The 14,951-nt window shown below is 62.1% G+C and carries 13 protein-coding genes; 2 read left to right on the plus strand and 11 right to left on the minus strand.

Features of this window, described 5'->3' with window-relative positions; translation table 11 throughout:
• Position 1: 1 nt before the first annotated feature.
• The 8 genes from SH292x_RS06030 to dapF all read right to left on the minus strand — a co-directional run bounded on the left by SH292x_RS06030 (position 2) and on the right by dapF (position 8,783).
• Positions 2–916 carry a hypothetical protein gene (locus tag SH292x_RS06030; RefSeq protein ID WP_442484687.1) on the minus strand — a complete coding sequence of 305 codons (915 nt, stop codon included), beginning with the start codon at positions 914–916 and terminating at the stop codon, positions 2–4.
• 102 nt (positions 917–1,018) lie between these two features.
• Positions 1,019–1,867 carry an NAD(+)/NADH kinase gene (locus tag SH292x_RS06035; protein ID WP_442484688.1) on the minus strand — a complete coding sequence of 283 codons (849 nt, stop codon included), beginning with the start codon at positions 1,865–1,867 and terminating at the stop codon, positions 1,019–1,021.
• Between the two features lie 81 nt (positions 1,868–1,948).
• Entirely contained in the window at positions 1,949–3,868 is a 1,920-nt protein-coding gene (gene dxs / locus SH292x_RS06040; RefSeq protein ID WP_442484689.1) for a 1-deoxy-D-xylulose-5-phosphate synthase, read from the minus strand.
• Positions 3,869–3,916: 48 nt separating this feature from the next.
• Positions 3,917–4,816: a polyprenyl synthetase family protein gene (locus tag SH292x_RS06045; RefSeq protein WP_442484690.1), complete on the minus strand. Its 900-nt coding sequence runs from the start codon at positions 4,814–4,816 to the stop codon at positions 3,917–3,919.
• A 537-nt stretch (positions 4,817–5,353) separates the two neighbouring features.
• Positions 5,354–5,698: an exodeoxyribonuclease VII small subunit gene (gene xseB, locus SH292x_RS06050; RefSeq protein WP_442484691.1), complete on the minus strand. Its 345-nt coding sequence runs from the start codon at positions 5,696–5,698 to the stop codon at positions 5,354–5,356.
• A gap of 38 nt (positions 5,699–5,736) precedes the next feature.
• Complete coding sequence (xseA, locus tag SH292x_RS06055) at positions 5,737–6,981, minus strand: exodeoxyribonuclease VII large subunit (protein ID WP_442484692.1); 1,245 nt, start codon at positions 6,979–6,981, stop codon at positions 5,737–5,739.
• Positions 6,982–7,053: 72 nt separating this feature from the next.
• Positions 7,054–7,821, minus strand: a complete 768-nt coding sequence (locus tag SH292x_RS06060; protein ID WP_442484693.1) for a lysophospholipid acyltransferase family protein — start codon at positions 7,819–7,821, stop codon at positions 7,054–7,056.
• 122 nt (positions 7,822–7,943) lie between these two features.
• Complete coding sequence (dapF, locus tag SH292x_RS06065; RefSeq protein ID WP_442484694.1) at positions 7,944–8,783, minus strand: diaminopimelate epimerase; 840 nt, start codon at positions 8,781–8,783, stop codon at positions 7,944–7,946.
• A gap of 238 nt (positions 8,784–9,021) precedes the next feature.
• Here dapF and SH292x_RS06070 point away from each other — a divergent pair, with 238 nt between their 5' ends.
• The gene (locus SH292x_RS06070) at positions 9,022–9,213 is read left to right on the plus strand and encodes a hypothetical protein (RefSeq protein ID WP_442484695.1); all 192 of its coding nucleotides are present in this window, start codon (positions 9,022–9,024) and stop codon (positions 9,211–9,213) included.
• 47 nt (positions 9,214–9,260) lie between these two features.
• Here SH292x_RS06070 and SH292x_RS06075 read toward each other — a convergent pair whose 3' ends face one another.
• The 3 genes from SH292x_RS06075 to tilS form a co-directional block, all read right to left on the minus strand.
• Positions 9,261–9,596, minus strand: coding sequence for a hypothetical protein (locus SH292x_RS06075; protein ID WP_442484696.1), 336 nt, complete (start codon positions 9,594–9,596; stop codon positions 9,261–9,263).
• Between the two features lie 103 nt (positions 9,597–9,699).
• Positions 9,700–12,906, minus strand: a complete 3,207-nt coding sequence (locus SH292x_RS06080) for a hypothetical protein (RefSeq protein ID WP_442484697.1) — start codon at positions 12,904–12,906, stop codon at positions 9,700–9,702.
• A 238-nt stretch (positions 12,907–13,144) separates the two neighbouring features.
• Positions 13,145–14,140: a tRNA lysidine(34) synthetase TilS gene (gene tilS / locus SH292x_RS06085; RefSeq protein ID WP_442484698.1), complete on the minus strand. Its 996-nt coding sequence runs from the start codon at positions 14,138–14,140 to the stop codon at positions 13,145–13,147.
• 354 nt (positions 14,141–14,494) lie between these two features.
• Here tilS and SH292x_RS06090 point away from each other — a divergent pair, with 354 nt between their 5' ends.
• Positions 14,495–14,797, plus strand: a complete 303-nt coding sequence (locus tag SH292x_RS06090; RefSeq protein WP_442484699.1) for a hypothetical protein — start codon at positions 14,495–14,497, stop codon at positions 14,795–14,797.
• The last annotated feature ends 154 nt before the right edge of the window (positions 14,798–14,951 follow it).

Below are 14,951 nucleotides of genomic sequence, written 5' to 3' on the forward strand. Positions count from 1 at the left end.
GTTACTTGGCCGGAGCTTTGGCTTGCGAGGCCACCTTCTGCTTCGGTCCATCGAGCAGCTCTTCGTCCATCTTCATGACGTAGTGCATGCTGCTGGTGGGGCCGGCGAAGCCGAGGACGCGTTGGTCGACTTCCATGTTCTGGCTCAGGACGCGGCCCCTGGCGATGTCGAACTTGACGACGCCCTTCATCAAACGCTGCACAAGTTGGGCTTCGATCGCGGGATCGATGGGCGATAGGACTTGGTAGCTCACCTGAATGGAGGCAACGCCTTCGGCCACTTTGGTGAGTTCGTAATGGCGGCGGGTCTGGATGTCACGCTTTGCGCCGTCGGCGGTTTGGACGGGGACCGTACGGGGTTCGTTCCACGAATCGCCAATCGCGACAGGACCTTCAGGGAGTAGCAAGGTCACCGGGGCTTCGGTGTCGGCGGCGGGTTGCTGGTGCTTGACGTCACGATCGATCACCTCGCCACGCGGCGACATGCGAATGATGCTCAGCGGCACACCCACCGCAGCGGCGGCGTCTTCAAAGCCTGCGGGCGGGTCCTTGTCCTTCTCGCTGTCAAAGATCATCTCGGCCCGCTCGGGGAGCTGATTGGTCATGCGGACGCTGTCGACCATGTGCATGAACTCGATCTCGCCATCCGGCATGACGTCCATCACCTTCCACACCTTCACCGACTCGCTGCGGGTGATGGCCTTTTGGGTGGTGCCTTCGATCGTGCTGCGAACGCTAGCACGGTGGTCGATCGAGTAACGCAGCGTGTCGCCAGGCTCGAACTTGTAGGCGAGCGTGTATTTCTGAGTGCTGGGCTTCTCAGTGGAAGGTTTCTCGGTCGTGGGGTTATCGGTCGTCGCAGCGCTTGCGACCCCGGCGAGGAGAATAACGGCGGCGAGGGAGTGTAGAAGCTTCATAGTGGCGTCCTTTCCACGTTTGAAACAAGGCGGGTAGTGGCCGAGCTCGTCATGAGATCGGGATAGTATTAGTCGTCGTCGCACGTGGGCGTTGACGTGAGCTTATTCGCGTAGTTGTCCGCCCCAGCCGAGTTTCTCGCGGAGCGTGCGGTAGTATCCTTGTCCAGGAATGTCGATTTGTTTGAACGTCGCGCGGCTGCGAGCGATGCGGATGCGGTCGCCCGACTGAATGTTGGCCATCAATCGGCCATCAACGACCAGCGACGTTCCTTCGTTGGGTTTAGGCACCGATAATTCGAATACGCGGTCGGCGGAGTCGACGATCGGGCGGTTGCTCAGGGTGTGGGGATTGATCGGCAGGATAACGAACGCCTGCAGCGTCTTTCGCAGGATCGGACCACCCGCCGAAAGGCTGTGCGCGGTCGATCCAATTGGGGTGCTGACGATCAAACCGTCGCAACTATAGGTAGTCGCCAATTCAGCGTCAACGTAAAGCTGGACATCAATCATAGAAAATGGCGGGCCTGCTAGCACCGACGCTTCGTTAAGGCCAAGCGTTGTCTCGACCAGCTTCCCTTGGCGCGCCAGCGAGCAATCGAACATCAGGTGCTCGACGATGCACGCGTGCTTGCTGCAAACGGTGGGAAGCGCCGCCTCCAGCTTATCGGGGCGGATATGGGCCAGGAAGCCGAGCTTGCCCAGATTCACGCCGAGCACGGGGAGCTGCCGCTCGCCCATTAGGTGCGCGGTTCGCAGCATGGTGCCATCGCCACCGAACACGATGGCGAGGTCGGCCTCGTCAGGGATGGTGCCGCCGGTGAGGTCGAGCACCCGGCCGACGATGTCCATGTGCCGCGCGACGACGGGTTCGAGTCGCTCGAGCTCACCCGAGAGATGCGGCCTGGAACCATCGGCGACGAGAACGGCACGTTGGCGAGTTTGCGAGGACATAAGCGCGAGGGTAAAGAGGTGAAGCTAGCGAAGGAACGGCTGCTTCAGTGTCTCGCCCCGCGTGGATTGAGGCAAGTCCGGCTACTTCGCGAGTTCCTTGGACCGAACCCCTTCGCGGCACGCCCGGGCGATGCCTGCGGCGTCGAGGCCGAGGTCGGCGAGCAGTTCTTCGCGTTCGCCATGTTCGACGAAGTGGTCGGGAATGCCGAGGCGTTTGAGGTTCGCGGTGTCGACGCCGGCGGCTTCGGCCGCTTCGAGAACCGCGGAGCCAAAGCCACAGGCGAGAGCTCCTTCTTCCACGGTGACGACCAATGGCGTATCGCGGAGCGCGGTTAGCAGCGTTTCTTCGTCCAGTGGCTTGATGAACCGAGCGTTGACGACGCCAAAGTCGAGACCTTCGGCGTCGAGCGTCGAGGCGGCTTCGAGGCATTCGGCGAGCAGCGCCCCGCACGCCACGATCGTTCCGTCGCGACCCCAGCGAAGGACTTCGCTGGTGCCGAGTTCAATAGGCGTCCGCGGTTTGCCATCGGTGCGGGCGACGGTCACCGACTTCGCCTTGGGATAACGAAGGCTGCACGGTGAAGTGTGGTCGACGGCGAAGTCGAGCATCGCCTTGAGGTCGTGTTCGTCACCGGGGGCCATCGAGACCATGTTCGGAAACAGCCGCATGTAGCCGACATCGAACACACCGTGGTGCGTCGGGCCATCAGGGCCAGCCAAGCCGCCACGGTCCATCATGAACGTGACGGGCAGATTCTGCAGGGCGACTTCTTGGAAGATGTGATCGAACGACCGCTGCAGGAACGTGCTGTAAATGTCGACGATGGGCTTGAGGCCGACCTTCGCGTGACCCGCGGCAAACGCGACGGTGTGGGCCTCGCAAATACCGGTGTCGAAGAACCGCGTGGGGAACTCGTCGCGAATCGGCTCGAGCTTGTTCCCCTGGCACATTGCCGCGGTCATCACGGTGACTTTTTCATCACGACGCATGGTGGCGGCGATGGCATCGCGGGCGGCGTGCGTGTAGGTTCGCGACGATGACTTTTGCATCTCCAGCACTTGGTCGTCGCGGCGACTGAACTGCGGTGGGGCGTGGAACAGCACAGGGTCTTCGGCCGCGGGGCGGAAGCCATGGCCCTTCTCGGTGACGACGTGAAGGAGGATCGGGCCTTCGAGTTGTTTCGCCATGCGAAGGTATTTTCGCAACAACGCGATGTTGTGGCCGTCGATGGGACCGAAGTACCGCATGCCAAGGTCTTCGAAGAACATGCCGCCGCTGAGTCCCGCCTTGGCGGCTTCCTTGAGTTGCACCAGGAACCGCTCGACGGGGTCGCCTAGCACGGGGACACTCGACAGCATCCGCGCGACTTCGTCCTTGAGGCCGATATACCCGCGGTTCATCCGCAGGCGATCGAGGTAGTCGGCCATGCCGCCGACGCGGGGGCAGATCGACATCTCGTTGTCGTTGAGCACGACCATCAATCGCCGGCCGAGTTGCTTGGCGTTGTTGATCGCCTCGTAGACGACACCCGATGGGAACGCGCCGTCGCCGATCACCGCGATGCTCCACCGATCGTCGCCGGGGCGGGCGAGTTGGTCGCCACTGGCGAGGCCGAGGGCCGTCGCGACGCTCGAGCCGGCGTGCCCGGTGCAAAACAGGTCGTAGTCGCTCTCAACGGGGTTGGGGTAGCCCATCAGGCCCCCCTTTGTGCGGATGCCTTGGAATTCTTTGTAGCGTCCGGTGAGTAGCTTGTGCGGGTAGATCTGATGCCCCGTGTCCCAGATCAGCCGGTGATGCAGGAAGTCGAACGTCTGGTGCAGCGCGATCGACAGCTCGACGACTCCCAAGTTCGAAGCGAAGTGGGCACTGCGGGCGGATACGAGGTTGCATAGCACGTCGCGAATCTCGTCCGCCAAACGCTCGAGCTCGGGGAGCGACATCTTCTCGAGGTCGCGCGGCGAGGCGAGGTTCGGCAGGATTGGTTCGACGGGTTTCTTCATCACTTGGCCCAACTGGTCGAGGTCATTTCCACGACCGAATAAATGAAACTACTTGTCGCGGTCGACGAGTCGACGCGCCAGCATCCGCAGCGGTTCGGCCACGTCGCCAAACACGTCGAGCACGGCCTGGGCCTCGGCGACCAGCCCCTCGACCAGCCGGCGGCTCTCTTCAATTCCCACCAGGGTAGTGTAGGTCAACTTGCCTCGGTCGGCATCTTTTCCCACCCGTTTGCCGACTTGCGTTGCGTCGCCGCGAGCGTCTAGCAAATCGTCGGTGATTTGGAACACCTGCCCAAACCGCTCTCCGTACGCAGCCAGGGCCTTGTGTTGTTCGGCGGTGGCTTCGGCGGTGAGGGCACCGAGCTCTAGCGACACCAGGATCATGGCAGCCGTCTTGCGGTGGTGGATGGCCTGCAGGCGGGCGAGGTCGTCACCCGCGGTCGCACCGGCGAGGTCGTCGGCTTGGCCACCCACGAGCATGGTCGCCCCGGTCGCTTTGCCAAGCGCTGCGCAACCACGGGCGGCAACGCTCGCGGGGGTGAGCTCGCTGGCGATCACTTCGAAAGCTCGCGATTGCAGCGCGTCGCCGACGAGGATCGCCGTGGCCTCGTCGAACTTCTTGTGACACGTTGGCATGCCACGACGCAGATCGTCGTCGTCCATCGCCGGTAGGTCGTCGTGTACCAGCGAGTAGGCGTGGATGAACTCCACCGCACACGCCGCGGGCATCGCGCGTTCCACGCTACCACCACAAGCCCGCGCGGCGAGCAGCACTAACAGTGGCCGCAAACGTTTGCCTGGCGCGAGCACCGCGTAGCGCATGGCTTCGGCAAGTCGAGAGGGGCACCCCGCGTCGAACACCAGTCGCTCGGCAAGCGCCACTTCGACAACAGCTCGCAACTCAGCGAGGTCGGTTAGAATTTCAGAGTCGGTAGCGAGTTGAGGCACAGCGAAGAGTGAGGTAAGTAAGTTGTGGGATGAAGAGGTGGGCGGGTGGCTAGGAAGATAGAGCTGGATGGCGACCGAGCGATTCTTCACGCGCTGGGCTGGTGGTTAAGATGCCGTTGGAGCTGAGCCTTGCTGCGAACTCGCTCCCCACAGGCCTAGCAAGTAGCCGACAATTCCGATTGCTGATACGATCCAAAGGATAGGCGCAATGATCAGCAGATCGACTCGGATGTTCGCGTCTGGCGGCATGCACCATTCGTAAACGCCGTACGCGCCCCATATGCCTGCTGCTGCCACTGTCCCGATCCAAGTCGCTTTCGCCCCTCTCCCTAGCATTCGTAGATGCCCTGAAGCGACAAGGAACACCAGGGCTGGTATGAATGCCAGCCAAGGCTGCTCGATGAACCAAGGTATTGGGGCATAAAGTACCGTTCCCATTGCAGCGGACCTCTCAATTCGAGTCGAGTGCGGCGTAACCTACTCACCAGCCAAAGAGGGATCACAGCTTCGTGACGTGATCAACCGCACAATCCCATTCTAAAACAGGGTCGCCTCATCGTCCACGCCGCCGCGGCGGCGGGTGCGGGCGGCTTTCTTGGCGTCGAGCGACTCGTGCTCGTCGTCTTCGAAGGGCCGAGTAATGGGGTTCCCGGCGGCGTCGAACCCGGAAAGAAGCTCGATTTTACGCGTGGCCTGATCGAGCTGGGCGTGGCACTGCTTCAGGTGCCCGATGCCCAACTCATACCGCCCGAGGGCTTCGGTGAGGCCGAGTTTTCCCCCTTCGAGGTCGTCGACAATTTGTTCGAGTTCCGCGAGCGCGTCCTCAAAGCAAATGGCGTTTTCGCCGACCGACTTGCGTTTGACTTTCTTCTTTTTGGCCATAACCATCACAAGGGTTGGGGGACTTCAGCGAGAGCGACTTACTCAATTACTTCCTGAACCACGCTTAGCACTTCACCCTCTTCGAGGCGCGTACGGAGTAATTGACTGGGTTTGACTTGCTTCGCGCTGCGAATGACTTTGTCAGTGCGTGCATCTTGGGTCACACTGTAGCCGCGGCTCAGCACGCCGAGCGGGCTGAGTGACTCCAGTTTGCCTGCAAGGTTCGCGAGGCGATGCGATCGGGTGGTCAGCAAGTTCTGAATCCCACGCCGAGCGCGGGCGTCGAGTTCGTCGGCCAGTCGCACACGGTCTTCGACATGACTATGCGGATGCGCGAAAGGGCGGCGGCGTGCGAGCATTTCCAAACGCTGCTTTTGCATTTGGACCATTCGCCGTACGGTGCCGTGCAGTCGGTCGCCCGTGCGAGTGAGTCGGGCGATCACTTCCTCGGACGAAGGCACCACGCGCTCTGCCGCTTCGCTGGGGGTGAGCGCGCGAACGTCGGCAACCAGGTCGCTCAAGGAAACATCGATCTCGTGGCCCACCGCGCTGATCGTTGGAATGCGTGACGCGGCGATCGCGCGGACCACGGGCTCCTCGTTGAAGCACCACAGGTCTTCGAGACTGCCACCGCCGCGACCGACGACCAGCACGTCCAGCGGTGGCTCGATGCGATTAGCTGCGTTAATGCCCGCGGCGATTTCGGCCGCCGCGCCGTCGCCTTGCACCCGCGCGGGGATCACGATCACTTCGATCCCCGCCCAACGACGACGCAGCACTTCGAGGAAGTCGCGAATCGCGGCACCGGTTGGACTGGTTACGAAACCAATACGCCGCGGGAACTTCGGTAGCGGTCGCTTGCGCTCGGCGTCGAACAAACCCTCGGCCGCCAGCTTGTCACGCAGTTGCCTTAGGGCGAGTTCCAGCGCTCCGACGCCTTGCGGATGCGCTCGATCGACTACCAGTTGGTAACTACCTCGCGGGGCGTAGACATCGAGCCGTCCGAAGCAAACGAGCTCCAAGCCATCGGTCATTTGGAAGTCGAGTCGGGTGGCGGAGCCTCGCCACATGACCGCACGAATCTGCGCTTGGTCGTCTTTGAGGGTGAAGTAGCAGTGCCCTGACTGCGGCCGCGAGAAATTCGATACCTCGCCGGCGATCCACATGCCAGGGAAGCTTTCTTCGACCAATCCCTTGAGCTGTCCCGTGAGTTGGCTGACCGTGAGCGGATTTTGATCCGTGGTACCAAGCGGCAGTTGCGGGCGATCGTCGAACGACTTCATGGGGCGGCCAATCCGTTAGCGGGGAGAGTCCGTATTCTCCCCAGAACGGCCGGCGAAGTAAGCCCCCAACCGTTACGCGGCACGAGAACGTGTGTGAACCAGACGAAGTTGCTGGCGGTGCTCGTAGGGCACGGGGCGTGGTGCAAATGTCTTGTGCATCACCTCCTCGCCATCCCGCCGCAGGCCACTGTCGGCCCAGGCGTTGGCTTCGTCGGTCAGGTCGGTGAGCAGTCGCTCGACCGCCGCGCGATAGGGCTCCACATCGTCGCGTTCGATTCCGAAGGGAATGTGGACCGCTGGGCCGACGATCGCGCGGGCTCGACTAAACGGTCGTGGTACGGCGAACTGGTCCCAACTTCGAAGCCGCCAAGGACGGTCGTATCCGAAGCCCAGGGGAATGATTGGTAGCCCCGTACGCGATGCCAAGTAAATAGCACCATGGGCCATCTGACGTCGCGGACCCCGTGGCCCGTCGGGCGTAATGGTGACATGCTGATCGCGGCTCAGCGTTACAAGTTGCTCCAGCGCCTCGCGGCCACCATGACCGGTGGAGCCTCGCACCGTTCCATAGCCACTGAGCCGCGCGATCTCGGCGAGCACATCGGCATCGCGGTGGCGACTCAGCAGCATGGAGAAATGACACCGTCCACGAAGGTAGAGCGGGAACACGATGTTCTCGTGCCAAAAGACGTAGATACCCGGATGCCGAGCGCCATTCGCGGGGTCAAGCGTGCGATCGTAATAGAGCACGCGGTAATCCAGGGTGCTCATCCACCCGAAGATCCCTTTGGCAGCCAACAGACCGGCCAGGCCTTTGACGTTTTTGAATTGCAGCTTCATCGCGACAACTAACCACGCACCGCCAAGCTTGAAGTAGATAAGTCCTTACTCATCTACGTCTTTTGCCAACGGAAACTTGAGCACATCTTGCGCAGTCGTCAAAGTCGCAGGTTGTGTGGTTGCTAGCAGTCGCTCCACTCGCCCGAGAACACCTCGACCGCGGGGCCGGTCATATACACGTGATTGTCCGACTCGTTCCACTCCAATTCGAGTTCGCCCCCCAATAGCTCAATGGTGACTCGGCGTTCGGTGCGACCCGTGAGCACGCCAGCAACGCACACAGCGCTAGCACCGGTGCCGCAGGCCAGCGTTTCGCCACTGCCGCGTTCCCAAGTTCGTTGGCGAAGGCGGGTTCGGGAAAGCTGCTCGACGAACTCGACGTTCACGCGATTCGGGAACGCATCGTGTCGTTCGATCTTCGGCCCAAGGCCTAGCACCAGGCTGTCGTCCGCGCGATCGACGAACAGCACGCAGTGCGGATTGCCCATCGATACGCTGGTGACGCGGAGCAAGTTGCCGGCCACACTCATAGGGACCTCGACTACCGGATCGCCGGGTAGGAGCGTCGGGATGTCGGGGGCGTGGAGAATGGGTTCGCCCATATCGACGCGGACGCGGTCGACTTTGCCGCCAGACGTGGAGAGCTCAAGGCTCAGTAGCTTGCCCGCCGACTCGATGGCGAGCGTTTCCTTCTTGGCGATGTCGTGGTCGTACAGGAACTTGGCAACGCAGCGAATGCCGTTGCCACACATCTCGCTGTACGACCCATCGGCGTTATACATCCGCATCTCGGCGTCGCCCCGCTCGCTGGGGCAGATGAGAATGAGCCCGTCGCCACCGACACCAAAATTGCGGCTGGCAATCTTCTGGGCGAGCTGGTCGACGTTCTCGGGCACCGGTTGGGCGAAGCAATCGACGTAAACGTAGTCGTTGCCCGCTCCGTGCATTTTGGTGAAACGCATGGGGAGTGGGGGGCTGGGGGCTTGAGGTTGGGGGCTGGGGAATTGCCTCAAACCCCATTCTATCCCAAGGCCAACGCGGCCCGTAGGGAGGGACTTCAGGCCTCAACCCCTGGGGTATGGATCAAGCCTCTTGGCTTGCCTGCGAGGACGATGCCTTGTCCGGCGCACCGATGAACCAGATCGTGAGAACTCCTATTGCGTAGAGAATACCAGCCAAGCTTATATAGGATCCAATCCGATGCCATTTCTCGACAAGTGCAATCGACTCCCCGATTGCGCGCACCGAGTCACCTTCGCCGGTTCCAAAGAGTGCGTCGAACGACTGGGACATGCCAACCGCTCCGATGGCAGTTCCTATCAGGAATACCGCGATGCCAATGACAAGCTGAGTTCGAAGGTAGCGTGGCATTTTCAGATCCATCGTAGTTAAAGTTGGGCAATCGTTAATGCAACAGGTCGTGACTGCAACTAAATCGCTTACCCCGTCAAATCGAGCTGCGTCCCTGCCTGGCCGGTGGGGTCTTTGACTTTAGGAGGTTCGCCCGCGGCGGAAGGTTCGGTCGCTTCATCTCCGGCCGATTGTTGCTCGCCGGTGTCTTCGTACAGCCGTCGGCCATCGGCGTCGCGCTCGCCGGCTTCTTGGTCCGCCTCGGTGGTGCCGATGCCCGAGGCCATTTCCGACTTCTTGTCGGCCGTCGCGACCCGTTCGCTGGCGGTCGATTGCTGCGCCCGGTCGGCATCGCCGCCACGCACCTGTGACAATGGTGCTCCAGCGGCACTGCCTTGAATTCCGCCAAACGAACCAATGCTCATGGGAGTTCTCCTCGCCGTACGAGCTAGTGTTCTAACATCACCTAGTCACCTACTCACCCAACTTCGATACAACCACGGCCCTAACGGGCCCCGCTCGCCTTGGTTAACGACTCCAGAAGCCTCGGCCCGTTTTCGGGGTTGCGACGGCTCCTTCGGCGCTCAGGTGTTCCATGAACTCGTTCACGGCCGGCAAGGGTTCGCGGGCCACTTGAGCATTCTCAGCCGGGCCGGTCACTTTGATCAACATCAGATTCGCGCTCGCTTGGCCAATCATCGACTTTAGGATGGGCAGATCCGAGTTGATCCGGCCCACCGTCGAGTAAAACTTGAGGTCGAGCTGGCGATCGAGCGTGGCGTCGCCTTCGCCGTACAAGCTCACGGCATCGCCCAGCAGGTTGAGCTCGTTGAAATGAATCTTGGAGCCATCGAGCGTGAACTGGGCATCGACACCGTTGAACGCGGTCTTGTCGGGCACGCGGTTGCGGAGCACTTTGAGCATCCGCGCCATCACCGGCAGCTCGTACATCTGAGCGTTGCGAATGGCCATCTTGCCACCACCTTCGAGCAGATCGACCGAGCGACCCATACCATTGAGCGTCGCCTGGCCGGAGAGTGTTCCTGTAAGGGCCACCGCTCCACCAAAGTAATCGGTGCCCACGCGGGCCAGATCGCACTGATCGATGGCGAGGTCGAGCACGTACTTGGAGGGAGTATCGAGATCCACCGCGGCATCGAGCTGCAACTGACCTCCGTAGAGGTTCGCGAACACTCGCTCGGGTTCGCCTTGCCCGTAGGAAATCTTGTTGTCGGCCATTCCCTTGATGGCACCGCGTCCCAGGCGACATTGATGCCTATCCACCCATAGCGGTCCGCGGACACTGGTGAACTGCACACCGTTCCAGAAGACGCTATCTAAATCGAGCTTGCCGGCAGCGAAGCGCAGGCTGCCATCGTGCAAGCCTGTAAGATGCACCACGCCCGAGACGCTCTTCAGCGGAACTCCCAGTTCGAAGTTGTTCTGTTGGCACACGAGCGAGAGGTTCCACTCGCTATGCACTTGCGACGAGCCTTGTGTCTCTTGCGAGAAGCGTACCTGCCCGTTGTGAAGGTTGAACGAACCCTCGGGCTTGAGCGAGTCGATGACCTTCTTCACCGAATCGGGCACCGCGTTGCGAAGGTCCCAGTTGGCGACGAGTCGATCGACGTGCAGTCCGTCGAACTGCAACTGCCAACCACCTTGGAGATTGGGCACCCACACGCCATCGGTTTCGAACAACGTTTGGCCATGCTCGGCGCGAAGGTCGGTGAGGGTGACCTTGGGACCGACGACTTCAATCTTGCCGGTAAGGTTATCGAGGCGATAGGGGAAACAGGCTGGCTCGATACTCACCGTTTGTGGCTGCGGCGTGATTTGCAGGTGAACGCTCGGTTGATGGTCGACGCACAAGTGATGACCAATGTGGGCGATGAAGTTCACGCGACCACTCTGCGGACGCACCGCGGCCCACACCGATTGATGCACCGGAGGGAGCGCGAGTCGCAGCTTGTCGTCGAGCGGCACTTGGTCGCCGACGAGCGTGAGCACCAGTTGGTGCCCGACGTCGGTCTTCGTGCAAGTACCGGCCGCGCGGACCACGCGGTTGGTGCCCGACTCGGTGCTGATGAGGTTGTCGAATCGCCAGTTGCCGTCGCGTTCGGTCGCGGTACCCTCGACGTGTTCGAGCGGGTAACGGAAGTTCTGGAACTCTACCCGGCTATCGTGGAATACGAGGTCGGTCTCCGTATGGGGTTTGGAGAACGGATCGAAGCGTTCGAATCGCCAGCGAACGGACACGTGGCCTTTCGCGCCCAGCGACTCGACGATGTGGCGGACCTTTTGAGTTTCGGGCTCGATCGCCCGCACGACGTCGTCGGCGATGCGAAGTTTCTCGCCGGTCATTTCGAGCCACCCCACAGCCGGCAAGGGAGCGCCACCCAAGGTGCGACGCTCGCCTAACCCCGGCAGGCCTGCGAAGCTGCCACGCATGGTGATGGGGGTGCCGTCGGCGAAGGCCGTCATGTTGTTGATTTCGAACACAGGTCCGCGACCATCCCCTTTGTCCGCGATGACCAGCGTTCCGGTCCCACCAGTGAGGCGGTAGTCGAACTTCTCGCGATCGACGAACGATACATCGTGGCAGGTAAGTGTGACAGCGGGCTTCCAGTGCGTGCCATCGAACTGCGTGGCAACGTCGGCAGTCACCAAACCGGCCGGGTGGAATCGATTCCAAGCCCCCATCGCCGCTGGAGGAAGTAACTCGGCGAGTCCGTCGTCGATCACCAAGTTCTCGGCCCTTGCACGTAGGGCAAGGGGTGCCGTTGCGTGCCAGCCGTGGCGATTGAGTGCCAGCGATAAAACCGCCTTGCCGTAGTTGGCCTCGGCGCGCTCGACGAACAATCGCTCGCCCGTCGCGTGGCCATGCGCGGTCAAGTTGGTGAGCGGCCTTGGCACACCAGCGAGGGCGACGCGGCAACCGGTGAGCTTGTAGTCGGCTTGCCACGCGAGTTTGCCGCCGTAAGGCTGAGCGACCTTCAACGTTGTATCGACATCGCCCCGCACCTCGGCAATGCGATCGAGCTGCGAAGCACGGTGCACAAGCGAAGCCACCAGCGGCGACGCTAAGTCGAGCCCTTTGAGTTCGAGCGTCATGTCGTACGCGGGCTCGCCCGTCTGAACGGTGCCGGCGAACTTGAACACATCGGCGAGCTCGCCGCCGACGGAGCCTTCGAGTTGGTAAGTGCGCACCGGTGGTGCGAGCGGATCAAGTGCTTCGCGCGATGCGATGCACTCGGCCGCGAGATTCACGTCGCGAAGCGTCAGCGGTTTGCCATCGGGATCGAGGCTATTGCGAACGGTGAGCAGGGCACCGGTCACTTCAACCGCTGCCGGTCGATCGCCGGTCGAAGGTGGGGGGAACAATTGGGCGAAGTTCCACGACCCATCAGGCCGTTGCTCGGCATGGACGCGGGGCGAGCGAATGCACACCCGCTCGATGAGTGGCTTACCCGCGGTGAGGGCTTCGATGTCGAACGGACCAAGCAGCTGCATCTCGTCGACTTCGGCCACCGTGACGAGGCGGCCATCTTTGGAACGTTCGCTAAGCGTCAGGTTGCGAAGCATCACACCACGCCCCGCTTCGAATCGCGCGGAGCCCAGCTTCACATCGAGCTCGGAGTAGTGGCTCGCGAGCACTCCCTCGGCGTAGCGGCGGACCTCGTCGTCGAGGCGAAGGTAAACGTAACCACCGACCACTAGCGCCGTGATGAGCATCGCAGCGATGCTCCACTTGAAGACGAACCAGCAGGCGTTGATGAGCCGACAGAAAATGGTGGCGCTTCCTTGCGCAATGGGGGCGGTGCGTCGGGCGTCGGCCCTCCTTGGTCGCGATGTCCAAACGCACGTTGAGCCCGGGATTTTGCAGGCGGGATAGTAGTTGCTCGCCGCGTCTAGGGTCAAGGGAAATGCCGCTAGCAAGCATGGCACGTCGCATCGTGCTAGCACGTAGCCCTTACCGCACGGGTCCCGTTAGAGTGACATCGACGCCCTGACGACCGACCATGATGCCGCCGGGCAATTGAAACGTGCTAGCATTGGGGTCCGCGACCGCGCTCGCAATGCGTTGCCACTCCCCCATCCCCATCGCCTGCTCGGCCCAACCCGCGGAGCGCCAAAGCGTCCGCGCCACTTGTTGAACCAAGATCGTCGGCTGGTTCGCAAGCTTGCTAGCATCCAGATGAATCGCGAGCGTCGAGCCCGCACGCTCCACGCGAGCCGCCCGCTCTGCTAGCTCGCCGGCAATGGCATCAATTGCCTCGCGCCACTGAGCCGCTTGGCCGGCAAGTCGTAGGAGCGACTCGGCCGGGTCCTGTGGAAGGTGACTACGGAGCATCGGCAGCACTTCCCGGCGAACCCAGTTGCGGGTGAAGCGCGATTGGTCATTCGTCGTATCGTGCCGATGCGCTTGCCCAAGCTGCCCAAGGTATTCTTCGACCTCAGCCCGTGTAACTTCCAGCAGCGGGCGGACGAGTGTCACCGCGGGGCCGAGCGGCCGCGCGAACGGCATTCCCGCCAGCCCCTCAATGCCCGACCCTCGCAGGATGCGAAGCAACACGGTCTCGGCCTGGTCGTCCGCGGTGTGGGCCGTCGCCACGTAGCGGGCACCCAATTGCTCGGCCGTTGCTTGCAGGAACTCGTAACGGGCGCGACGGGCCTGGTCTTCGCTCGCCAGGCTCGCGGCATGCTCGGCACGACCGACGTTTACTTCGAGGCCCAATTTTTCGCCCAGCCGAGCCACCCACGCGGCGTCCTCGTCCGACGCCTGGCCGCGAGTGCGATGGTTAAAATGGGCGACCAACAGCCGACCGTCGCCGGGCGTTCGCTGCGCGACCTCCGCCAAGCTCCGCAGCAGGGCCACGCTGTCCGCCCCGCCGGACACGGCCACCAGCACGTGGCACGAGCGCCACGCTTCGGGGGGCCATGCAGCTTGGAGTTGGTCGGCGAGCATGAGAAGCTGGGGCGGTGGTAGGGGTCAAACTGGCGGGAAACTGCCGAAGGCCCCTTTCCTGGTGTCCCCGGCCCTCCTTTCCCGTGTTGCGGTCAGGCAAGTATCTGGTAGCATACAAGTTACAGCAATCGAGCCGGGCGGTGGCGACCGATCGTGGCTTGTCACTTCTCCCGTCCGCTTGCTGCAAAGGCGAATACGGATTTCCGTTGCGCTCCTGGCGAGGTTTTCACCTCGTACGGCGAGGCAATCGCTGGATAGGTACTTCGGTTGATGACTCTAAGCACAATTGTAAACAGTATTGCGACACGTTCGCAGTGTGCCTTGCTGCTGGCGATGCTGGTGTGGAGCTGGTTAATGGCTCGCTCCTGCCGCCCGCATCGCAGCCTCACACTGCGACCGACAAACGCGTGGCAGTCGCCCTTGGCGTCTAGCCCCCAGCAACCAGCGCGAGTGATCGTGCTGCGTGCGAAGGGGTGGCTCGACGATGGGGGCGATCTGCCAGATGTTTTCGCGAGGTGGGTGTTCCGCTGGCTTTGGGGCCTGCGGGCGGCATTTCGCGGTGGCCGATTCCTCGATGGTTCGCCTTGGCGACCCCTGGCCGTGGCCTACGCCACGCCCCGGTGCCGGGTACCCAGCGACGGTCGTCCGCGGGCTTAGACTCTTTCAACTGGTTGGCAAAGGGTCGCCCACTTGCGGCCCGTTTCCACCTATCTAGCGACCCCTGCTGGTCCAGAGCGTGATGGCCGTCAACCGTCCATACGCGCTCGTCGGGCGACTTCTACGGTCGCGCGGCGGCGACGATTTCATATAG

The sequence above is a fragment of the Aeoliella fuhlenseeensis genome (genome assembly GCF_052161615.1).
Classification (GTDB): domain Bacteria; phylum Planctomycetota; class Planctomycetia; order Pirellulales; family Lacipirellulaceae; genus Aeoliella.